General features: G+C 66.6%; 17 protein-coding genes and 2 pseudogenes. 8 read left to right on the top strand and 11 right to left on the bottom strand.

The genetic code is table 11. The features are described 5' to 3' along the window. Positions 1-557 (top strand): annotated as a pseudogene (locus tag B3547_RS19205) (DNA-directed RNA polymerase subunit beta'); the annotation flags it as partial. Between the two features lie 96 nt (positions 558-653). Here B3547_RS19205 and B3547_RS19200 read toward each other — a convergent pair. Both B3547_RS19200 and glpX read right to left on the bottom strand, forming a co-directional pair. After that, positions 654-1,796, bottom strand: a complete 1,143-nt coding sequence (locus B3547_RS19200; RefSeq protein WP_292965996.1) for a serine hydrolase domain-containing protein — start codon at positions 1,794-1,796, stop codon at positions 654-656. Positions 1,797-1,868: 72 nt separating this feature from the next. Then, positions 1,869-2,864 (bottom strand): class II fructose-bisphosphatase, encoded by a 996-nt coding sequence (gene glpX / locus B3547_RS19195; protein ID WP_223806470.1) that lies wholly within the window; start codon positions 2,862-2,864, stop codon positions 1,869-1,871. A gap of 61 nt (positions 2,865-2,925) precedes the next feature. On the opposite strand from glpX, the gene B3547_RS19190 reads away from it, so the two are divergent. After that, complete coding sequence (locus B3547_RS19190) at positions 2,926-3,369, top strand: hypothetical protein (RefSeq protein WP_124808072.1); 444 nt, start codon at positions 2,926-2,928, stop codon at positions 3,367-3,369. A 19-nt stretch (positions 3,370-3,388) separates the two neighbouring features. Here the strand turns inward: B3547_RS19190 and B3547_RS19185 are convergent, their stop codons facing one another. Genes B3547_RS19185 through B3547_RS19175 form a run of 3 tightly spaced genes read right to left on the bottom strand, consistent with a single transcriptional unit; the run spans position 3,389 to position 6,100 of the window. Beyond that, a complete protein-coding gene (locus B3547_RS19185; RefSeq protein WP_124808073.1) occupies positions 3,389-4,714 on the bottom strand; it encodes a homoserine dehydrogenase in 1,326 nt (441 codons plus the stop codon). A 32-nt stretch (positions 4,715-4,746) separates the two neighbouring features. After that, a complete protein-coding gene (locus B3547_RS19180) occupies positions 4,747-5,181 on the bottom strand; it encodes an acyl-CoA thioesterase (protein WP_125954086.1) in 435 nt (144 codons plus the stop codon). 49 nt (positions 5,182-5,230) lie between these two features. Continuing rightward, complete coding sequence (locus B3547_RS19175; RefSeq protein WP_124808075.1) at positions 5,231-6,100, bottom strand: hypothetical protein; 870 nt, start codon at positions 6,098-6,100, stop codon at positions 5,231-5,233. 351 nt (positions 6,101-6,451) lie between these two features. On the opposite strand from B3547_RS19175, the gene B3547_RS19170 reads away from it, so the two are divergent. From B3547_RS19170 to B3547_RS19155, 4 genes are all read left to right on the top strand, one after another. Continuing rightward, the gene (locus B3547_RS19170) at positions 6,452-7,117 is read left to right on the top strand and encodes an energy transducer TonB (RefSeq protein WP_124808076.1); all 666 of its coding nucleotides are present in this window, start codon (positions 6,452-6,454) and stop codon (positions 7,115-7,117) included. An 89-nt stretch (positions 7,118-7,206) separates the two neighbouring features. After that, positions 7,207-7,968, top strand: a complete 762-nt coding sequence (locus B3547_RS19165) for a MotA/TolQ/ExbB proton channel family protein (protein ID WP_124808077.1) — start codon at positions 7,207-7,209, stop codon at positions 7,966-7,968. Positions 7,969-8,100: 132 nt separating this feature from the next. Continuing rightward, on the top strand, positions 8,101-8,628 hold the full coding sequence (locus tag B3547_RS19160) for an ExbD/TolR family protein (protein ID WP_292965986.1): 528 nt from the start codon (positions 8,101-8,103) through the stop codon (positions 8,626-8,628). A 54-nt stretch (positions 8,629-8,682) separates the two neighbouring features. Beyond that, positions 8,683-9,123, top strand: a complete 441-nt coding sequence (locus B3547_RS19155; protein WP_124808079.1) for an ExbD/TolR family protein — start codon at positions 8,683-8,685, stop codon at positions 9,121-9,123. A gap of 201 nt (positions 9,124-9,324) precedes the next feature. Here the strand turns inward: B3547_RS19155 and B3547_RS19150 are convergent, their stop codons facing one another. From B3547_RS19150 to B3547_RS19135, 4 genes are all read right to left on the bottom strand, one after another. Further along, positions 9,325-11,772, bottom strand: a complete 2,448-nt coding sequence (locus B3547_RS19150; protein WP_292965982.1) for a ligase-associated DNA damage response DEXH box helicase — start codon at positions 11,770-11,772, stop codon at positions 9,325-9,327. A gap of 214 nt (positions 11,773-11,986) precedes the next feature. After that, positions 11,987-13,390 (bottom strand): phosphoglucomutase/phosphomannomutase PgmG, encoded by a 1,404-nt coding sequence (gene pgmG, locus B3547_RS19145; protein ID WP_292965979.1) that lies wholly within the window; start codon positions 13,388-13,390, stop codon positions 11,987-11,989. A 40-nt stretch (positions 13,391-13,430) separates the two neighbouring features. After that, positions 13,431-13,715 carry a molecular chaperone DnaJ gene (locus B3547_RS19140; RefSeq protein WP_124808082.1) on the bottom strand — a complete coding sequence of 95 codons (285 nt, stop codon included), beginning with the start codon at positions 13,713-13,715 and terminating at the stop codon, positions 13,431-13,433. Continuing rightward, positions 13,712-14,563, bottom strand: coding sequence for a division plane positioning ATPase MipZ (locus tag B3547_RS19135; protein ID WP_124808236.1), 852 nt, complete (start codon positions 14,561-14,563; stop codon positions 13,712-13,714). The genes B3547_RS19140 and B3547_RS19135 overlap by 4 nt, the downstream gene beginning before the upstream one ends. 123 nt (positions 14,564-14,686) lie before the next feature. Between B3547_RS19135 and panC the strand changes: the two genes are divergently transcribed. Further along, on the top strand, positions 14,687-15,541 hold the full coding sequence (gene panC / locus B3547_RS19130; RefSeq protein ID WP_292965976.1) for a pantoate--beta-alanine ligase: 855 nt from the start codon (positions 14,687-14,689) through the stop codon (positions 15,539-15,541). Here the strand turns inward: panC and B3547_RS19125 are convergent. Continuing rightward, positions 15,538-17,562 carry a tetratricopeptide repeat-containing sulfotransferase family protein gene (locus B3547_RS19125; protein WP_292965973.1) on the bottom strand — a complete coding sequence of 675 codons (2,025 nt, stop codon included), beginning with the start codon at positions 17,560-17,562 and terminating at the stop codon, positions 15,538-15,540. The two genes, panC and B3547_RS19125, sit on opposite strands and share 4 nt — an antisense overlap. A gap of 403 nt (positions 17,563-17,965) precedes the next feature. Here B3547_RS19125 and B3547_RS19120 point away from each other — a divergent pair, with 403 nt between their 5' ends. After that, positions 17,966-20,683, top strand: coding sequence for a TonB-dependent receptor (locus tag B3547_RS19120; RefSeq protein WP_292965970.1), 2,718 nt, complete (start codon positions 17,966-17,968; stop codon positions 20,681-20,683). Positions 20,684-20,780: 97 nt separating this feature from the next. Here B3547_RS19120 and B3547_RS19115 read toward each other — a convergent pair. Next, a pseudogene (locus B3547_RS19115) lies at positions 20,781-21,199 on the bottom strand (hypothetical protein); the annotation flags it as partial.

Below are 21,199 nucleotides of genomic sequence, written 5' to 3'. Positions count from 1 at the left end.
TCGTTCGCCAGATGCTGCAGAAGGTGGAAATCACCGATGGCGGCGATACCACCCTGCTGCCGGGCGAGCAGGTCGATCTCGAAGAGATGAACGAAGTCAACGGCAAGCTGGAAGCGGGCCTGCGCCCGGCCGAAGGCAAGCCGGTGCTGCTGGGCATCACCAAGGCCAGCCTGCAGACGCGTTCGTTCATCTCTGCCGCGTCGTTCCAGGAAACCACCCGCGTGCTGACGCAGGCGGCGGTCGAAGGAAAGCGCGACAGCCTGATCGGTCTGAAGGAAAACGTCATCGTCGGCCGTCTCATCCCCGCCGGTACCGGTGCGGGCATGAACCGACTGCGCGTGGCCGCTTCCAGCCGCGATGCCGCGCTCCGCGCGTCCTATCGCAAGCTGCAGGAATCGCTGATCGCGCCGGAAACGGCGGCCGAGGAACATGCCGCCGAACTGGCGCAGGGTCCCGAAGCGGCGATCGGTAACGATCCGCTGGCGGCGGTCGAGGGTGAAACCCACGGCACCGACGCGGACGCCGGCGAATACCTGATCGAAGGCGACGAGGCGTAAGCCTTCGCGCCTTTGCAGGCCCGACTCGAAAAGCCCCGCCGGAGCGATCCGGCGGGGCTTTTTCGTGCGGGACGTGCGCGCGCGGTCTCGTGGCGCCTATTGCGCGCAGGCCAGCCGTTCCAGCGCGGCAAAGGCGGAGAGCGCGCCGGGATCGGCGAACGGCGCCAGCTGGGCCAGGATCACGCCGGCCATGTCGCGCGCGGGATCGATCCAGTAATAGCAGTTGAGGATGCCGGCCCAGTGCAGGCTATCGGGCGAACGGCCCGCCGGCCCCGTCTCGGTGTTCACCAGGAAGCCGCCCAGCGTCCAGCCGCCGCGCTGCCCCGGCAGTGGATCGAATGGCGTGGCGAGCTGGGGCAGGGCGCTGGTCAGCACCCCGGCGGATAGCGATGCGGGCAGCGCGTCCGACCGCATCAGCCGTGCCGTTTCCGGCGAGACCACGCGCACGCCGTCCAGCTCGCCACCGCGCAGCACCATGCGCAGGAACCGCGCATAGTCGGTTGCGGTAGAGGAAAGGCCGCCGCCGCCGCTCTGGTAGCTGCCGGCGCCCAGCACCATCGGCACCGTCACGAACCCGCTCGCGTTGTCGCGGGCATGGACCTGCGATGCGTTGGCGGGAAGATCGGCGTGAAAGCGCGTTGCCGTCATGCCCAGCGGGCCGGTCAGTTCGCGATCGAACCAGTCCTGCAAGGACAGGCCTGAAACCGCCTCGACGGCGAGGCCCACCCAGTCGGTGCCGGTGCCGTACTGCCATTGCGTGCCCGGATCGAACAGCAGCGGCAGGCGCAGGCTTTCGCGGCTGCCGGGCGCGGTCTTCGGGCCGGCCTTGGCGCAACGCAGCAGGGTTTCGTCCATGAAGGTATAGCCGCAGCCGGCGGTGTGGAGCAGCAGGTGGCGCAGCGTGACCGGTGCGCGCGCCGCGCGCAGCATGGGCTGACCGGCCTCATCGAACCCTTCCAGCACGGGCAGATCGGCCAGATCGGGCAGGATCGCGCCGATCGGCGCATCGAGGTCTAGCTGGCCGCGTTCGACCAGTTGCAGCGCGGCGGTGGAGGTGAGCGCCTTGGTCATCGAGGCGATTTGGAAGAGCGTGTCTTCCCGCATCGGCACCCCGGCCACCGCGTCGGCCATGCCGAAGGCGCGCAGGTAGCGGGTTCCGGTGCTGTCGGTGACCAGCGCCACCGCGCCGGGCAGGTTTGCGGCGGCGAGCGCCGCCTCGAATTCCATCGCGCCGTTCATGCAGGTCCTCTCCCTTTGCCCGTCACGGTGGCCCAGACGGACAAAGGGTGCAAGAACCGATGAAAGCGGCGATCAGTGCTTGTTGCGGTGCTCGCCGCGCACCCAGCGCACGGTGCCCGACGCGGCGCGCATCACCACGCTGTCGGTGGTCATCACGCCGTCCTTGCGGACTTTCACGCCCTTCAGCAACGAACCGTCGGTCACGCCGGTCGCCGCGAAGATGCAATCGCCCTTGGCCAGTTCCTTGAGATCGTAGATCTTGTTCAGATCCTCGATGCCCCACTTGCGCGCGCGGGCCTTCTCGTCCTCGTTGCGGAACAGCAGGCGGCCCTTGAACTGGCCGCCGACGCAGCGCAGCGCGGCTGCCGCCAGCACGCCTTCAGGCGCGCCGCCGGTGCCCATGTACAGGTCGATGCCGGTGTCCTCGTTGGTCACCGCGATCACGCCGGCCACGTCCCCATCGGGAATCAGGTGGATGCCGCAGCCCAGACCGCGCAGTTCGGCGATGATATCGGCATGGCGCGGGCGATCGAGCACGCAGACCGTGATGTCGCACGGCGCCACGCCCTTGGCGTCGGCCACCGCCTTCACGTTCTCGCTCACGCTCTTGGCCAGATCGATGATGCCTTCGGCATAGCCCGGCCCCACGGCCAGCTTTTCCATGTAGACGTCGGGCGCGTTGAGCAGGCCGCCTTCCTCGGCGGCGGCCAGCACGGCCAGCGCATTGGGGCCGGCCTTGGCGGTGATCGTCGTGCCTTCCAGCGGATCGAGCGCGATGTCGATCTTCGGCCCCTTGTCGGGCGCGGCGCCAACCTTTTCGCCGATATAGAGCATCGGCGCCTCGTCGCGCTCGCCCTCGCCGATCACGACGGTGCCGTCCATGTAGAGTTCGTTGAACGCGATGCGCATCGCTTCCACGGCGGCGGCGTCGGCAGCCTTTTCATCGCCCCGGCCGATCAGTTTGGCGGCGCCGATCGCGGCGGCTTCGGTCACGCGGACCATTTCCAGGACGAGAACGCGATCTAGTACCTTGGAGGGGGCGGGCTTTGCGGTAGATTGGCTGCTCACGTTAACTCCTGATTCAGGCTGCGCAGGCGAATGCGATGGCCCTAGACGCGAGGGACAGGTCTTGTCGAGAATAGCTTTGCTGTTCCTGCCCATATTGGCACTGCCGATTGCTTTTTCTTCGCCGGTTCTTGCGCAGAACGTTGCTTCCGAAGCCGACAGGCGGGTTCAACAGGCGATCGATACGCAGAAGGAGCAGGTTGATCTGCGCCGTCCCGAGTGTCGCCCCCGCTCGCGCATTCCGGGCCAGATCGTTGTGTGCGGCGATGCCGAGCGCAACGAGAAGGAGCGCCTGCCCAACCGCGACCAGACCGACACCGCGCGTTCCACCAACGATGGCCTGCCGCGCGCGCCCAACGTCAGCGGATTGCCGGATTGCTCGCGCGGGTGCATCCGCGTCGGCAAGGTGCCCGCGCCGGTCTATTACTTCGACATCACGGCGTTGCCCGAACCGCCGAAGGGGTCCGACGCCGAGAAGATCGCCAACGGCGAGATCCCGGCGCCCTGAAAGTGCTGGCCTGAGGCGGTTATTCGCCGAGAATGTGCATGACCAGCGGGGCTTCGGCCAGGCTGGGCGAACCTTCGAGCAGGCGCAGCGCTTCGGCAATCCCGCTTTCCGGCCCTTCGTGGGTGACCATCGCGACGAGGACCTGCCCGGCGCCCGGCGCATCGCCGGCCACGCCGCGCCCTTTCTGGATCATGCTCTCGATGGAGACGCCGGCATCGCGCATCGCCGCGGTGATTTCCGCGAGCACGCCGGGCCGGTCGGCCACGGTGAAGCGCAGATAGGCGCGGCCGCTGCGATGGCCGCTGGCGGCCGGCGTGGCGGGGTCCAGTTCCGCCACGGGAATCGAGAACGGCGCGCCGATGTCTCCGCGCGCGATGTCGATCAGATCGGCGACCACGGCGCTGGCCGTCGGGCCATCGCCCGCGCCCGCGCCCTGGAACAGCAGTGGCCCGGCGAAGTTGCCTTCGACCACGACCGCATTGGTCGCGCCATCGACATGGGCCAGCGGATGATCGCGGTGGACAAGGTGGGGATGCACGCGCTGGAACAGGCGGCGGTTGCCATCGGCGTCCACGTCTGTTTCGGCCATGCCGATCAGGCGGATGTAGTACCCCAGCGCGTCGGCCTGCGCGATGTCGGCGGCCAGCACCCGACGGATGCCGGTGGCAATGACCGACTGGAAATCGATCGCGGTACCGAACGCGACGCTGGCCAGGATGGACAGCTTGTGCGCGGCGTCGATGCCGTCGATATCGAACGTGGGATCGGCTTCGGCATAGCCCTTGGCCTGCGCTTCGGCGAGCACGTCGGCAAAGTCGCGCCCGGTGTCCTCCATGGTCGAGAGGATGTAGTTGCAGGTGCCGTTGAGAATGCCATAGACGCGCTGGATCGCGTTGGCGGCGGCGCCTTCCTTCAAGCCCTTGATCACCGGGATGCCCCCGGCGACGGCCGCTTCGAACTTCAGCGCGGCTTTCGCAGCTTCGGCGCGTGTCGCCAGTTCGATGCCGTGGTGCGCGATCATCGCCTTGTTCGCGGTGACCAGCGCCTTGCCCGCTTCGAACGTGGTGCGCGCCAGGGCCAGCGCCGGGCCGTCCGCCCCGCCGACCAGTTCGACCACCACGTCCACATCGGGCCGTTCGCCCAGGATCACCATGTCGTCTTCCCAGTGATAGCCGGAAAGGTCGACGCCCCGGTCCTTACCGCGGTTGCGCGCGCTGACGGCGGTGATCACGATCGGCCGCCCGGCGCGGCGCGCGATGATCTCCGCATTGGTCTCGATCAGCCGGATCACCCCGCCGCCGACAGTGCCCAGTCCGGCAAGCGCGATGCGCAAGGGTTCGCTCATGGTATCCCCATCGTCAGGTTTCGGCTCGCGCCCTAGGCGGGGTGGACAAATTCCGCAACGCCGAACAGGGCGCGGACTACGTCCGGAATGCGCTGCGACTGGCCGGTTTCGAGATCGACGTGGACCTGCACGAGCTCGATCGCCGAACGCAGGCTGGCGTCATCGCCGGCGCCGTGCAGTTCGATATGCGTGACCATGCTGCTGTTGCCGAAACGCCCGGGCCAGATGCGCCCTTCGATCAACTCGTCGGGGCGGATCGGCGCGCGGTAATCGACGATCGCGCGCGCCACATGCACTTCGAACGACCCTTCGCCGACGCTCTTGACGCCCAGCGCCCGCCAGAATTCGCTGATCAGGACATCCGCGTATTCAAGATAGCGCGAATTGAAGACGACGCCCTGCGGGTCGCATTCGGCGTAGCGGACGCGGAAGGTGTGGCGGAACGGCGTGTCGCGATCGTAAGGCATGGCCGCCTTGTAGCCGCGCCGACGGTGCCGGCAAGCCCTCACCCGGGCCTTAACCGGCGGGTTGGCGACTGCGCGTGCAGGGGCCAAGGTCCGTCAGCACCAGCGCATAGTCCTCTGCGGCCGCGCGCCGGTCTGCCGGCGATCCGGAAAGGTTGGCCTGCGGCGGCAGCGCGGGGGGGAGGAAACAGGCGAGCCGATACCAGGCCAGGGTATCCTTCGCCGGCGGGCGCGCGGCCTGGTCCACGATCTCCGTGAAGCTGACGCCCCAGCGCGTCGGCTCACCCGGGCGGCGCAGGATCGAGATGGAAACCGGCGCGCCGTTCGCCGTGGCCAGGAAAAGCTGCGTTTCGCCTTCGCCCACGAGATTGCCGGACACGTGCAGCGCCTCGCGCAGGCGGGTGATCGTCGGCGGGGCGTCGGGCGCGACGAGCGCGGTCAGGATCGACCGGGTGGTGGCCTCGACTTCGGGCGTGGCCGGGATGATCGCATCGGGCGCGACAAGCCGCAGTTCGCCGGGCCGGCCGGGCACCGCCTGCGCGAAGAGCAGGACCTGCGTTTTCCTGAGCTTGGGCGCTTTCCCCAGCGCATCGAGCGGCACGTCAGCCAGAAACCGCAGCGATTCGCCCAGATCGGACCCAATCAGGACGGCGGTGGTGCGGGCTTCGAGATAGACGCGGATGTGGCCGGGCGCCACATCGGGTGCCTGTTCGGGTTTAAGGGGCGCCATCTTCGTCACTTCCGCGCGCGCGACGATGCGCGCCGGCACCGCCAGATCGGCGAGGTCCGCATACGTCGCCGTGACCGGAAAGGCGGTGCGAATCGCGGGTTGAGCCGGGGTTTGCGACCCGGCAGGGCTGGTCAGGCCGGCCAGCGCGAGGGCCGCGGCGAGCGCTGGGACGCGGAACGGGATAGGGGGCATGGGCGGTCCTTCCGCTGTGATCGGGTACGTCGGTTTTTTCCGGATTTTCAGACAGTGCAACCGTGAATCGAACCTTAACCGGAAAAGCATTTGCGCGCCTTTGCCTTCGGCGTTAAAGCTCGCCCCGTTCGGGCAATGCTGAAAACACAAGTCCGAGATGCCGCCGCCGGGCTCCTTGCGCCCGATGTCGGCGGTAACCGGGTTGCCGGCAGGGTGGATTGAATTCTATTGGTTTGGCCAGTCGGATGGAACGGTGATTCTGTCCGAAGGCTCTGCTTTGGCCGGAATCGGTGCACCGGGGGGTGCGTCGGTTCGGGACCGGAGTGGACGATCATGGAGTATTGGAGCTGAATGGCATACGCTGACCAACAGATGAGCGGTAACAAGATCACCGCGCTCATCATCGTCGCGATCCTTCATGTCGTCGTTGGCTATGCGCTGGTGAGCGGGCTGGCGTACTCGGCGTTCAAGAAGGTGAAAGAGGTGACCTCGGCGGTCAAGATCGAGGAAGACAAGCCGCCGGAGGAACCGCCGCCTCCGCCGCCGAAGCAGGATACGCCGCCGCCGCCGATCGTGGCTCCGCCGCCGCCGATCAGCTTTAACGCGCCGGCTCCGCAGGTTCAGGCCGTTACCACGCCGCCGCCGGTCGTTGCGCCTGCGCCTGTCGTGCTGCCGCCGGCTCCCGCCGCGCCGCCGCCGCCGCCGCCTCCCCGGTTCCAGCCCAAGGGCGCTTCGCCGAAGGGCAGCCCGGCAAACTGGGCGACGTCGAACGACTATCCTTCGCGCGCGCTGCGTGAAGAGCGCGAAGGCGTCACGGGCTTCCGTGTCTCCATCGGTACCGACGGCAAGGTGGTCGATTGTCAGATCACCAAGTCGAGCGGCAGCCCTGATCTGGACGATGCGACCTGCGCGAACGTCCGTCGTCGCGCGCGCTTCACTCCGGCCACCGATGGCGAGGGCAATCCGACCACGGGTAGCTACGCAAGCTCGATCCGCTGGGTCATCCCGAAGGATTGATCCGGCAGACCCCGGGGATGTTTTGAAATAGCGTTCTCCGCGATCATCAGCTTTTCGCACTTTGACTTGATTTTGAGAGGAAGACCCGAATGTTTATCCAGACTCTCGCCGCTGCGGCCACCGATGCCGCGCCGCAGAACAAGTTCGGCTTCGTCGAAGCCCTTCAGGCCGGCGGTTTCATTTCCTACGCCACCGTCGTGATCCTCGGCATCATGTCGTTCGGTTCGTTCTTCATCCTGTTCACCAAGTTCTTCGAACAGCAGAAGATCCTGGGCCAGTACAAGAGCATTGCCGGTTTCTGGCGCGCCGCCTCGCTGAAGGAAGGCGCCACCAAGCTCGAGAAGAACTCGGCCTGGCGCCAGGTCGTCGACGACGGTATCGCCGCCGACGAACAGGTTTCGAAGATGGACGCCACCGAAGCCCACGACTGGCTGCACGGTTCGCTCGCCCGTTCGGAAGCCACGATCAACGCCAAGCTCGCTGGCGGCCTGCCGTTCCTCGCGACCGTGGGTGCTACCGCGCCGTTCATCGGTCTGTTCGGTACCGTCGTCGGCATCTATCGCGCCCTGATCGCGATCGGTCTCGCCGGTTCGGCCTCGATCGACAAGGTCGCGGGTCCGGTCGGTGAAGCTCTGATCATGACCGCGCTTGGTCTGCTCGTCGCCGTTCCGGCCGTGCTTGCCTACAACTACCTGCAGAGCCGCAACAAGCGCGTTGCCGAACTGCTGACCGGCTTCAGCACCGACGTTCTCGCGAACCTCGCCTCGAAGGGCGTGGTGAAGCCGGCTCTTCCGGCCGCTCCCGCTGCCAAGCCGGCTGCTCCGGCCGCCGCGGCTCCGGTCAAGAAGTAATCGAAAGCCGGGACCGGCGGTTCGCCGCCGGTCCTGTCCGGAACACGGGTCTTGCCGGAGGCCCAGGTTGGCGGGGAACCGCGAACCGAACCTCCGGCCCTCCCGTGGCTCAAATCGGATAGGATGTAACCAATGGCAATGTCTGTAGGTGGCGGCGGCGAAGAGCGCCCGATGTCGGACATCAACACCACGCCGCTCGTGGACGTGATGCTCGTGCTGCTGATCATCTTCCTCATCGCGGTGCCAGTCGCGATCCAGACGGTCGAAAAGCTGAAGGTTCCGATCCTTGTCTCCGAGGAATCGCAGAACAAGGTCGAAAACCTGATGCTCTCGGTCGTTTCCACGGATGCCTCGGGGCGCAGCCCCAAGGAGCCTGGCTACGAGGGTTCGACGCGTAACGGCCAGTGCCGCGTCTATGTCAACAATATCACGCCGGTGGACAACCAGGAGCTGTACAAGCAGGCTTTCGATCGCCTCGACGCGATCGTGAAGCGTGAAGGCGGCGCCGCCAACATGGACCCGGAAAAGATCCCTGAAGTACACATTCGCGGCGACGTCAACGTTCCGTGGAAGTGCATCGCCGGTGCGATCTACAACGTGCAGGCCGCGGGCTACCCCAAGGTCGGCTTCATCTCGACCCCGGTCGATCCGAACGGCTGACGTCCGTCACCGAACGGTTACACCAGGCCAGAGAGCGAACAGGAGTAACTCCTTATGGCAATGAGCGGCGGCAAGGATGATGGCTCGCCGATGATGGAAATGAACACGACGCCGTTGATCGACGTCATGCTCGTTCTCCTCATCATGTTCATCATCACCATCCCCGTGGCCACCCACGCGGTCAACATCAACCTCCCGCAGGCAAGCCCGCCGAACCCGGACCAGAAGGTCGACCCGGTCAAGAACAAGCTTGTTCTCACGACCGCCGGCCAGATCCTCTGGAACGGCGCGCCGACCACGGAAGGCCAGCTCGTTTCGCTGCTGTCGGCCACCAAGGCGATGAATCCGGAACCGGAACTGCAGTTCCAGCCGGAAGAATACGCCAGCTACGAGACCGCGAACCGGATTCTGAAGATCATCACGGATTCGAAGGTCACGAAGTTCGGCTTCGTCGGCAACGAGAACTTCGCCACCTTCCAGAAGGCCGGCGAATAAGCATCGCGCCCCTTGCGGGAACGAACGAGGGGGGACGGAGCAATCCGTCCCCCTTTGCTTTTGGGGGTTGCGCAGTTTGAACGCGTGAAGCGTAGCTGGCTCACCCCGCTGCGACCAGCGCCGCCTGCGGCAGCGCAAGTCTCGCTCCCCTCCCGCTTGCGGGAGGGGGTGGGGGTGGGAAATCTCTACGTTCGCGGCGTATCAAGCCGGACGCATCGCGGCGGCGGCCAGCGTTTCGGCTTCGATCAGCAATTCGTCGTCGGCCGCGCCGGTGGGCAGGCTCTCGCGGCCGATCATCACCATCACCGGCACCGCCATCGGGCTGACCCGATCCAGCCGAACGTGGACGAGCTGCCCGCAGGCGCGTTCCAGCAGATCGGCAAGCCGGCCCACGTCGGTCAGCCGCGCCCGTGCGTCGGCCCAGGCGGCCTGGATCAGCACGTGGTCTGGCTCGTACTTGCACAGCACGTCGTAGATCAGATCGGTCGAGAAGGTGACCTGCCGGCCGCTCTTGCGCCCCGATCGCCCTTGACCGGGCTGCTGCCGCTCGACCAGCCCTGAAATCACCGCCACCTCGCGGAACGCGCGCCGCAGCATGTAGGAATTCTGCACCCATTCGACGAACTCGTGCGAGAGGATGTCGGGCGAAAGCAGGCTGGCCGGATCGTCCACCGGCCGCAGGCCCCAGACTGCCAGCGAATAGTCGTTGGCGACGAAGCCCATCGGCCCGAGCCCCTGGTCCTCCATGCGCCGCGTGATCAGCATGCCCAGCGACTGGTTCGCGTTCCAGCCTTCGAACGTGTAATAGGTGGTGTAGTGGCGGCCGGCGTGGGGGAAGCTTTCGACCAGCAAGTCGCCCGGGCCGGGCAGGCGGCTGCGCCAGTCCTGCATTTCCAGCCATTCGCGCACGTCATCCGGGAAGCGCGCCCATCCTGCCCGATCGACGATCATCGCGCGCACCCGGTCCGAAAGGTGGGTGGTGAGCGGCATCCGAGCGCCCATGTAGCTGGGGATGCGGCCCGATGCCTTTGCCGCGCGCACGATCAGATCCAGATCGCGCACGCTTTCCACTTCCAGGTCCATCCCGGCAAAGCGAAACGTGTCGCCGGGGCTGAGCGCGGCGCCGAAGCCTTCCTCCACCCGCCCCAGCGAACGCCCGTTGCGGAATCGAACCTCCAGCATTTCGGAATCGATGATGATGCCGGCGTTGATGCGGAACCGCGCGGCGTGTTCGGGATGCGCGAGCCGCCACGTTCCGTCCTTCCCGGGTACGATTCTCCGGAACCGGTCGTAGGCGCGCAACGCGTAGCCGCCGGTGGCCACGAAGGCGAGCACGCGCTTCCAGATCGCATCGTCGATCCAGGCATAGGCATCGGACGAGCGCACTTCGGCCAGCAGCGCGGCCTCGTCGAACGGCCCGGCGCAGGCGCAGGCCATGACATGCTGCGCCAGCACGTCGAGGCCGCCCGCGCGGAACTCCTCGCCATCGCGCTGGCCTTCGCGCACCGCGTCCTGCGCCGCGGTGGCTTCCAGGAATTCGAAGCGGTTGCCGGGCACCAGCAGCGCGCGGCTCGGTTGGTCGAGCCGATGGTTGGCGCGCCCGATTCGCTGCATCAGCCGCGACGACCCCTTGGGGGCACCCATTTGCACGACGAGATCGATATCGCCCCAGTCGACGCCAAGATCGAGGCTGGCGGTGGCGACCAGCGCGCGCAGTTCCCCCCGTGCCATCGCGCCTTCCACCTTGCGCCGCGCCTCCTTCGACAGCGAGCCGTGGTGAATGCCGATCGGCAGGTGATCCTCGTTCGCGTCCCACAGCTTTTCGAAGATGAATTCGGCCAGGAACCGCGTGTTGGTGAAGACCAGCGTCGTCCGGTTGGCACGGATCGCGTCCATAAGCTGTGGCACCGCCCACGCGGCGGCGTGCCCGCCCCAGGGGACGCGCTGCTCCACCGGCAGCAGGATATCGACTTCCGGCGGCGCGCCGGGCTCCCCCTCGACCAGCGTAACCGCCGCCGCATCTCCACCTGGCGCCAGCCACCGCCGGTAGGCGTCCGGATCGGCCACGGTTGCCGACAGCGCGCTGCGACGCAGTTGCGGGGCGATCGCTTGCAACCGGGTCATCGCCAGCGCCAGCAGATCGCCCCGCTTGCCCGAGGCGAAGGCATGGACCTCGTCGATGACGATGCGCTGCAGGCCGGCGAACATCGTCTGCGCTTCGGGATAGCTCAGCAGCAGCGATAGCGATTCGGGCGTGGTCAGCAGCACGTGCGGCGGACGGGCGCGCTGACGGGCCTTGCGGTCCGATGGGGTATCGCCGCTGCGCGTTTCAATGCGGATCGGCAGGCCGATCGCTTCCACCGGCGCCATGAGATTGCGCTGAACGTCGTGCGCCAACGCCTTGAGCGGCGAGACGTAGAGCGTGTGGAGGCCATCGGGAGGAGGCATTCCACCCAGCCGCGATGGCGCGAATGCCGCGAGCGTCGGAAGGAAACCCGCCAGGGTCTTACCCGCGCCAGTATCGGCCACGAGCAGGGCGTGCCGCCGCGAGTCGTCGGCGGAGAGCATGTCGCACTGGTGCCGCCGGACGCGCCAGTTTCGCGTGGCGAACCAAGCGCTGATTTCGGGGGGAATCGCGCCTCTATTCATCGTTGAAATATCGCACAATTTGTCCGGAACGGGCCAAAAAGGCGTAGCCCGCTGAAATTTCGGGACTGACCTGCGCGCGGGAAAGCTCTATAGTGTCCTGAATTGGAACAATACGGGTCTGCGCGGTATTGCCGGAGCCGAGCCTCCATCCTGGTGTTGGCCCCGGTGGGGCGCTTCCGCCCGCGGAGGCGCCCCCTTTCCGGACGTGTTTCGATCAAGGGAGCCCCGCTTCGCGCGCAACGCCCGATGCGGCAAGCTGCGCGTCGATCGCGTCCAGCAACCGCGCCAGGCCATCCGTATCGTCGCTTTCGGCGCGCGCGGTCAGCGCGGCCTGCGTGTTGGATGCGCGCAGCAGCCACCAGCCGTCGGGTGTTGTCACGCGCGCCCCGTCGATGGTCTCGACCGCGGCGCCGCTCTGGCGCAGGCGCTCCGTCACGTCCGCGATCACCGCGAACTTGCGTTCCTCCGCCACGGGAAAGCGCAGTTCGGGCGTGTTGACCGATTCGGGCATCGCGCCGCGGAGCGCCGTGACCGACCGGCCCAGCCGCACGGTGGCGACGATCAGCCGGATCGCGGCATAGAGCGCGTCGTCGAAGCCGAAGTAGCTATCGGCAAAGCAGATATGCCCCGTCATCTCGCCGCCCAGCGGCGCGCCGATTTCGGCCATGCGGGATTTGATCAGGCTGTGGCCGGTCTTCCACATATGGGCCTGTCCGCCCAGCGCGCGGATGCGCGCGAACAGATGGTTGCTGGCTTTCACGTCGGCCACGATCGCCGCGCCCGGGTGCCGTTGCAGCACGTCCTCGGCGAAAATCATCATCAGCTGATCGCCCCAGATCACGCGGCCCACGCTGTCGACCACGCCGATCCGGTCGCCGTCCCCGTCGAACGCGACGCCGAACTGCAATGCGTGCGCGGTCACGGTATCGCGCAGGTCGTCCAGATTGGCTTCCACCGTCGGGTCGGGATGGTGGTTGGGGAAGCGGCCGTCCACCGCGGTATGCAGGCGGACATGAAAGCCGGGCATCCGCTCTACCAGCCTGTCGACCACCGGGCCGGCGGCGCCGTTGCCGGCATCCCAGCCGATCCGCAACCCGCCGAGCACGGCGGGTTCGATCCCGTCGAGGGCCGCGAGCAGCGTGGCGACGTAGCTATCGATCACCGCGGCGTCGGTGACCTGCCCCGTGCCCGTGGCATGGTTCCCCGCCTGCGCCATGGAAGCGAGTTCCGCGATGGCTTCGCCAAAGAACGGGCGGCCCCGCAGCACGAACTTGAAGCCGTTCTGGTCGGCCGGATTGTGGCTGCCCGTAACCTGGATGCCGCCGGTAACGCCGTCCAGCGTCGCTTCGGCGAAGTAGAGCATCGGGGTGGGGCACAGCCCGATCCGCACGACATCGACGCCGGCGGAGAGCAACCCTTCAACCAGCGCCTGCTCCAGCGCGGGCGAACTCAGCCGGCCATCGCGGCCCACCACGATGCGCGGCGCTTCGGCTTCCGCCCGGGCACGGGTTCCGAACGTCTGCCCGATCGCGCGGGCGTCGGCTTCGCCCAGCGTTTGCCCGACCACGCCGCGGATGTCGTATTCGCGCAGGATGGAGGGATGAAAACGGTGCGTCATGATCCGCCGCCCCGTCGACGCGGCGGCCGCACGGGCGATGTCACCGCCGCTCCGCCAGCCGCCCGAGCAGGAGATCGCGTGCGGCATTGGCTTCGTGGACCGCTTCCGACGAGCCGCCACGATCAGGGTGGACCTGCGCGATCCGGCGGCGATGAGCCTCCACGATGTCATCCCGCGAGGCTTGCGGGGGCACGCCCAGCAGCGTGCGCGCACGGCTTTCGGCGCCAGCGCGCTCGCTGTCGCGCCACAGTTCCCATGGCCAGCGCCCGGCAAGCAATCGCACGGCGACACTGGCCAGGACCGCAAGCCAGATCAGCTTGATCATGCGGCGCTTTCCAGCGTCCCCGCATGAGCGCCAAGCGCGCCGGTGGGCATCGGCAGGTTGAGGCCCGCGACCAGCGAGCGCAGCTCCTGCCGCGCCACAAGGTGGCTGGTGCCGAGTTCGCCGAGATGACCCTTGTCGAGCAGCGTCAGGCCCGACGGGAACAGTTCGCGATAGATCACGCGTTCGGACAGGCCGCTGGCGATGCGGAAGCCGACGCGCTTGGACAGTTCGACCAGCGCCTGATCGATGCGGCGCTGGTTGCGCGCCTCGATATGCTGGGTGCGGTTGCGCACTACCACCCAGTCCATCTCGCGCCGCGCTTCGCGAATCGTGGTCATCGCGCGCTTCTTGCGGGCTTCCCAGATCAGTTCGGCGTAGAACGAAAGGCGGCGGACCTTGAAGGTTTCCGCGTCCACCTGCCCGATCAGGTCGAAGTCCACGAAGCTGTCGTTCAGCGGCGTGACCAGCGTATCGGCACGGGTGGCGACGTGGCGGGCCAGCGGATCGTCACGCCCCGGGGTATCGAACACGATGAAATCGTGCCCGGCGGAAAGCTGTTCGGTCAGCGCTTCAAGCTCGTCAACATTGTCACCGCCATAGACCGCGAACGTCGCCGTCGGCAGATCGATCTGCCGGCGCTTCTGCGTTTCCGCGCGATTTTCCAGATAGCGGTGCAGCGTGCGCTGCCGCGCATCGAGGTCGATCGCCGCCACGCGCGCGCCCTGATAGGCGAGCGCGACCGCCACGTGCACGGCGGTGGTGGACTTGCCGGTGCCGCCCTTTTCGTTGGCAAAGACGATCCGGTGCGGACCTGCGGGCTGCTGCGGTGCGGGTGGCGGTGCTCCGATGGACAAGGAATGAACTCGCTGCTTGTGTTGCCGACAGGTCCGGCAGTGCTTGCCGCCGGAGGGGGACGGGGGGTAGGAACCCCGCTTCGTCCCTTGTCGTGAATTAAAGGAGAGGCAGGCCCGGTGCAAACCATCTCTAGGCTCGATACCCTGCGCGAAGCGGTGGACCTGCTCAAAAACGGGGGAAAAACCCTCGCGATCGTCCCCACCATGGGGGCATTGCACGAGGGGCACCTGACGCTGGTGCGCGAGGCGCGGCGCCGCGCCGACCATGTGGCCGTCTCCATCTTCGTCAATCCGCGCCAGTTCGGCCCGAACGAGGATCTCGATGCCTATCCGCGCCGCATGGCGCAGGATGCGGCGCTGCTGGAGGCCGAGGGAGTGGCCCTGCTGTGGGCGCCGACGGTCGATCAGGTCTATCCCGATGGCTATGCCACCAATGTCTCGGTCTCTGGCCTCGACGCGGTGCTGTGCGGCGCGGCACGGCCGGGGCATTTCGATGGCGTGGCGACCGTGGTGTGCAAGCTGTTCAACCAGGTGCGGCCGGATATCGCGCTGTTCGGCGAGAAGGATTGGCAGCAGCTGGCCATCATCCGCCGCATGGCGCGCGATCTCGATCTGACGCAGCCCTATGCCGACGCGATCATCGGCGTGCCCACGGTGCGCGAGGACGATGGTCTCGCCATGAGCAGCCGCAACCAGTATCTTTCGCCCGCGGAGCGGAGCCAGGCGGCGGGCCTTTCGCGGGCGATGCGCAAGGCGATCGCCGCGATCGAAGGCGGCGCCGGGGTGGCCGGTACGCTTGCTACGCTGCGAGCCGAAATTCTCGCTTCCGGCTTCGCCTCGATCGATTACGCCGACCTGCGCGATGCGGCGACGCTGGAGGAGGTGGCGGCCCTGACCGGACGGCCCGCCCGTCTGCTGGTGGCCGCGCGGATCGGCAAGGCGCGGCTGATCGACAACATGCCCGTGGGTTAGCTGGCAGGAGCGTCCGGATAGGCGTCGATCACCGGGCCGAGTGCGGCGCGCAGCGGGTCCAGCCATTCCGCGTAGTTCGCCCAGTGCTCCACCGCGTCGGTGAAGATCGGCTGGCGCACCTGTTCGGAACTCGCCGTGCGCACCGCCCGCCGGGTTTCCCAGAACGAGAGGCAGGCCTCCTCGAACGGCAGCCCCAGGTGCCCGAGCAGGCGGCGGACTTCGGCCTCGGTATCGGCCACCATCCTCTCGTAGATCACGCGGTGCACCGCACCGGGCGCCTGGCGGTCGAACGCGGCCATCAGCGCGACGTAATCGGCATAGTACCGGCCGATGTCGCCAAGATCATACGTGAACGTCTGCCCGCGCGCGAAATGCTGCTTCCAGCCGGAAAAGCAGCAGGCCATCGGATGGCGGCGCGCATCGACGATCTTGGCGTTGGGAAGGATTAGCCGGATCAGGCCAACGTGCTGCCAGTTGTTGGGCATCTTGTCGATGAACAGCGGCTTGTCGGTCTGGCGGTGGACGCGGGTGCGCTCGATATATTCCTCGCCCAGCCGCAGCCGGTCCGCCGGCGTCAGCGAGGAGACCATCGCGCGGAAATCCGGAAACTCGCCTTCGTCCACGCGCGCTTGCAGGCGGCTGGCGATGATCATCATTTCCGCCAGTTCCATCGTCCCTTCCACCTGGCTGTGGCTGGAAAGGATCTGCTCCACCAGTGTCGAGCCGGAGCGGGGCAGGCCGACGACGAAGATCGGATCGGGCGCGGGACAGCCGCCTTCGCCCATCGCGGCGATGAAGGCGCTGGTGAACGTCTCGCGCGTCGCGGCCACTTCCGCTGAAAACTGGTCCGCATCATGCCGCACCATCGTGCGGCGCAGGTGGTTGCCCCGGTCATAGTGGCGGAACGAGGCGGGATAGTCCTTCGCGTCCTCGTAGGCCTTCCCCAGCGAGAAGTGCAGGTGGAACACGTCTTCCTGCCGGTCCGCCGCGTCCGGCTCCAGCGTGGCCAGCGCCTGCTCCATCGCCGCGATGTCGTCCGTGCCGAACTTGACGGTCTTGAGGTTGGCAAGGCTCCACCATGCCTCGCCCATCGTTGGCAGGTGCGCCACCGCCTGGCGGTAGGCGTGCACCGCTTCGGCCTGTTCGCCCAGCGTTTTCAGCACATGGCCCAGGTTCTGCCAGACCTGCGGCTGGTCCGCCTTTTGCGCCAGCAGCTTTTCGTAAAGCGCCCGTGCCCGTTCCTGATCGCCCAACCGCACCAGCACCGAGGCCATGATCAGGTCATGCCCCGGATTGTTCACCGGCGAGCGCGCCAGCACTTCGGCGTGCTCAAGCGCTTCGGGCAGGCGGTTGGTCTGCAGCAGCAGGCGGATCAGGAAATCGCGGGCCAGATCGAAGCCGGGGGCAAGGTCCAGCGCGCGCCGGACGAGCGTCATCGCTTCGGCCATGTCCGCGCGCCGCCAGGCAACCTCGCCCAGCAGGCGGGTGCCCACGGGATCGTCGGGCAACCGTTCCAGTCGTGCCTTCAGGGTGGCGGCGGCGTCCTCGAGCTGCCCTTCGTTCATCGCCATCGCCGCCTGGACCAGTTCGGGATCGCGCGAAGCGGCGTGGATGCCGGAAAGGTCGGCGCGCCAGCCGTCTTCGTGGCGGCCGTCCTTGCGCAATTCCCCCGCCAGCAGGAACCAGCCGCTCGCCACGCCGGGCTGCTGCCGGGTGAGACTTTCGAGCGCGGCGATTGCCTGACGGACATCACCCGCTTCGCTGGCCGCCTGTGCCCATTCCCACAGCACCGGGGGCGCGCCGGGGTGCCTGCGGGCCAGCGCGGCGAGTCGCGGCAGGGCCGCCCCGGCGTTACCCAGCCGGCGCAGGGCCTGGCAGGCGATCATTTCCGCCGGCGGCAACCCCGGCGCATTCTTCAGCACCGCGTCGGCCAGCGTCAGCGCTGCTTCCGGTTCGGCGTCGAGCAGCCGTACGGCACGCTCCAGCGCCTCGTTCGCCGTCTCTTCGCGACTGGCCGTCATGCTGCCCGCCATGTGTCGATCCCGTGTTTGCAACTGCGAAATTTGTGCCGACGGAAAGGATATTTGTCGAGTCAATATGCACCTCCGTGCTTTTGCAACAAGGAAGTTGACACCTGTCCAATCGCTGGCACTATCGATTTCGGACAGGCGTACTAACTTCGGTTTGGGGCGCGAAAGTCCGGGGCATTTGAGATTTTGGACCTGCCGTCGCCACGCCGTGGCGGCGATCCGCGAGGCATCTGCTTCGCGGGGGCGGATGGGTTGTGCGTGTGCGAGCGCATGGTTGTTCGCGATTGCACAATTTTCGCTCGGCAAGGCGGCAGGCACTGGTGGCGAGACCCAGGAACTGGGCCGCACGATCCTTGGGAGAGGATGAAAGGCGCGAACGTCAAAAGGGGGGCTTATGAAAACTGCATGCAAGTCGCGCTCGCTCAAGATCATGGGAGTGCTGGGCGCGTCGACATTCCTGACCGGACTGGCGCTGCCGGGCACCGCCTTCGCGGAAGATCAGGCCGCCCCCGCCGAACAGCCGGCGGATGCCGCGCCCGCGGCTGGCGAGGGCCTTGGCGAAATCATCGTGACCGCCACGCGCAGCGCGCAGAGCATCCAGAAGGTGCCGATCTCCATGCAGGCGCTCAGCGCCGACACGCTGGGGCAGCGGCAGGTCAAGGGCCTGAGCGACTTCGCCACGCTGCTGCCGTCGGTCTCGTTCGCGGGCCTTGGGCCTGGCCGTCAGACCATCTATTTCCGCGGGATCGTCCCCGCCGGCGGCAACTACGCATCGGCCGGCTATTACATTGACGATATTCCGATCACGGGCACCGGCTCGCCCGACATCCATGCCTACGATCTGGAACGCGTCGAGGCGCTGTCCGGTCCGCAGGGTACCTTGTATGGTGCGGGATCGCTGGCCGGCACGATCCGCATCATCACCAACAAGCCCAAGCTGGGCAAGTTCGAGTTCGGCGCGGAATCCGAAGTCAACAAGTACGGCAAGGGTGCCTTTGGCGGCCAGATCCAGGGCTACGTCAACCTGCCCGTCACCGAAACGGTGGCGGTGCGCGCGATGGCCTACTACCGGCGCGATGGCGGCTATGTCGACAACACGCCCAACAATGGCAAGTTCAACGACGGGCGGTCTTCGACGCTGGAACTGGGGGACAACAATTCACTCACCAGCTACACGCTCAACAACGCCGCGATCGCCAAGAAGGACTACAACCCGATCTACGAATATGGCGGCCGCCTGTCGCTGCTGTGGGAACCGGCGCCCGGCTGGGAAGTCAATCCGCAGGTCACGGCGCAAAGGCAGATCGCCTACGGCTATTTCGGTTACGATCCGCGCGTCGGCGATTTGCAGGTCCACGATTACGATCTCACGCGGCAGGACGACAAATGGGTGCAGGCCCAGTTGAGCATCCACGGCCACATCGGCGACTTCGACGTCGTCTCGGCGACGGGCATCTTCCGCCGCAACACCAAGCTGCGTAACGATTACACCTATTACACCGTGACTTATGACGGTTTCGGCGGCGGATATGAAAACTATCTGCAGTTCTTCGATAAGGCGGGCTGTACCGGATCGGGCTTGACGCTCAAGTGTTCGACGCTGATCAACCCGACGCAGTACTATCACCAGGATAACAACCGTAACAAGTTCACGCAGGAACTGCGCATCTCGACGCCGAAGAGCTGGCCCTTTGATCTGACGATCGGCGGTTTCTACCAGTCGCAACAGCAGGAAAACAACAACTACTACGCGATCCACGGCCTTGACCAGATCGCGGGCTATACCAAGGCTGGCGCGTACAGCTCCGGCAGCGGCAATACCACGTCTCTGGCGGGCTTCGGCATCCCGACCGCGGCCGGCGGCACGATGGTCGTCAGCCCGTCCGCCGCGGTGAAGGGCGATGGCTTCTACATCACCGAGAACAACCAGAGCTACCACGACGAGGCGATCTTCGCCGAGGGTCACTACAAGATCTTCGAGAACCTGAAGCTGACCGGCGGCATCCGCTACTTCTGGACCGACTACAAGATCAAGGGCTTCTCCGGCGTTACCGCTTCGGCGCTCGGTGTGGGTTGTACCGTGCCCCTGCCGGCCGAGCGGCTCGCCTGTTCCAACCAGAACCCGCTCGCGGCGGACGGCTACGGCCGGTACAAGGAGCAGGGAGAAACGCACAAGGTGGCGCTCGACTGGCAGGTCACGCCAACCAAGATGATCTATTTCAACTATTCCACCGGCTTCCGGCCGGGCGGCTACAACCGGCCGTTGCGCATCCGCGCTTCGGGCGGGCTGCCGCAGGTGACGGTCGCCGCGCCGGCGTTCAAGTCGGAAACGCTCACCAACTTCGAACTGGGCATCAAGACGACGTGGAACAACATCTTCCGCTTCAATGCCTCCATCTACCTCGAAAACTGGGATAACATCCAGTACGGCGTGGTCGTCGCCGGCGCGCAGGGCGCGGGTTATACCGGCAACGCCGGCACGGCCCAGGTCAAGGGCGTGGAATACGATGCCGATCTCAAGCTCGGCAAGGTCACCATCTCGACCTCGGGTGCTTACAACGACGGCAAGCTGACCGGTAACTTCTGCAACTTCGTGGCGGACCGTGCCGCATTGTCGATCGTGCAGCTGGCCTCTTGTCCGACCGGTTCGAGGGTCGTCGTGAACGGCACCTCGACCTCCGCGGTCGCTGCCGCAGACGGTACCCGGCTGCCGCGTCAGCCGCAGTTCAAGGGGACGACCTCGATCCGCTATGACACCACAGTCGGTGACTATGCGGTCTATCTGCAGGGCGCGGCGTTGTATCAGACCTCGGCGACGCAGGACCTGAACGTCGAGCAGAACAACCTTCTGACCTGCGGCACCTTGGCGCTTGCCGCTTCGCAGACCGCTGCCGGAAAATCCTGCAGCACTCCGGGGTTCGTCAGCTTCGATTTCTCCGGTGGTCTCAAGATCAACAACTGGAGCTTCGACGTGTTCATCCAGAACGCGTTCGACAAGCGCGGCACGTTGACGACGAACACCTTCTGTTCGATCACGTTCTGCTCCGGATCGTCGCGTAACTTCACGATCCGGCCGCAGTTCTTCGGTTTGCGCGCCGGCGTGAAATACTGATTGCTCCATACAGCGACATGATGATCCCCCCGCGACTTCGGTCGCGGGGGGATTTTTCATGGGCGTGCGATGTGGGGCAGGTGGCGCGATGCGCTGGTCAGGCGGGAAGTTCCGCTCCGGACAACAGCAGCGCGCGCAACCGTTCGGCGCGATTGCCATCGGGCGGCAAGCCGGCGCCCGTCCGCGCCGCGAAGCCGCTCGCCTGCGCGGTGGCAAAGCTGATGCCATAAAGGTTGCGCCGGGGCGGAACGCCGGGGATCGGGCGCGGATAGCCCGAGGCGAACAGCACGCCATCGCGCACGCGCCAGGTCTCGCGCGGACAGTCCCAGTCCAGCCCCACGCCCAGCACGTTGTCCGCATCGAGCGCGCCGGGCCAGCAGGGGGTGCCATCGGCCTCGCGCGCGGCAACGATCAGCGCGCCGGCCTCTGCCGCGCGGGCCGCCACGGCCGCGAATCCTTCGCGATGCGCGGCATTGGTCGTGCCGAGGCTGAGGTTGATCACGTCCGCGCCCTGTT

This window comes from Novosphingobium sp. UBA1939, from assembly GCF_002336885.1.
GTDB lineage: Bacteria > Pseudomonadota > Alphaproteobacteria > Sphingomonadales > Sphingomonadaceae > Novosphingobium.
This window is presented reverse-complemented; position numbering and strand designations above follow the sequence as displayed.

Coding starts and splice junctions, on each gene's coding strand:
- B3547_RS19200 (WP_292965996.1), bottom strand. CDS start 1,796: ATGAACGGCGCGATGGAATTCGAGGCGGCGCTCGCCGCCGCAAACCTG.
- B3547_RS19185 (WP_124808073.1), bottom strand. CDS start 4,714: ATGAGCGAACCCTTGCGCATCGCGCTTGCCGGACTGGGCACTGTCGGC.
- B3547_RS19180 (WP_125954086.1), bottom strand. CDS start 5,181: ATGCCTTACGATCGCGACACGCCGTTCCGCCACACCTTCCGCGTCCGC.
- B3547_RS19175 (WP_124808075.1), bottom strand. CDS start 6,100: ATGCCCCCTATCCCGTTCCGCGTCCCAGCGCTCGCCGCGGCCCTCGCG.
- B3547_RS19170 (WP_124808076.1), top strand. CDS start 6,452: ATGGCATACGCTGACCAACAGATGAGCGGTAACAAGATCACCGCGCTC.
- B3547_RS19165 (WP_124808077.1), top strand. CDS start 7,207: ATGTTTATCCAGACTCTCGCCGCTGCGGCCACCGATGCCGCGCCGCAG.
- B3547_RS19160 (WP_292965986.1), top strand. CDS start 8,101: ATGGCAATGTCTGTAGGTGGCGGCGGCGAAGAGCGCCCGATGTCGGAC.
- B3547_RS19155 (WP_124808079.1), top strand. CDS start 8,683: ATGGCAATGAGCGGCGGCAAGGATGATGGCTCGCCGATGATGGAAATG.
- B3547_RS19150 (WP_292965982.1), bottom strand. CDS start 11,772: ATGAATAGAGGCGCGATTCCCCCCGAAATCAGCGCTTGGTTCGCCACG.
- pgmG (WP_292965979.1), bottom strand. CDS start 13,390: ATGACGCACCGTTTTCATCCCTCCATCCTGCGCGAATACGACATCCGC.
- B3547_RS19140 (WP_124808082.1), bottom strand. CDS start 13,715: ATGATCAAGCTGATCTGGCTTGCGGTCCTGGCCAGTGTCGCCGTGCGA.
- B3547_RS19125 (WP_292965973.1), bottom strand. CDS start 17,562: ATGACGGCCAGTCGCGAAGAGACGGCGAACGAGGCGCTGGAGCGTGCC.
- B3547_RS19120 (WP_292965970.1), top strand. CDS start 17,966: ATGAAAACTGCATGCAAGTCGCGCTCGCTCAAGATCATGGGAGTGCTG.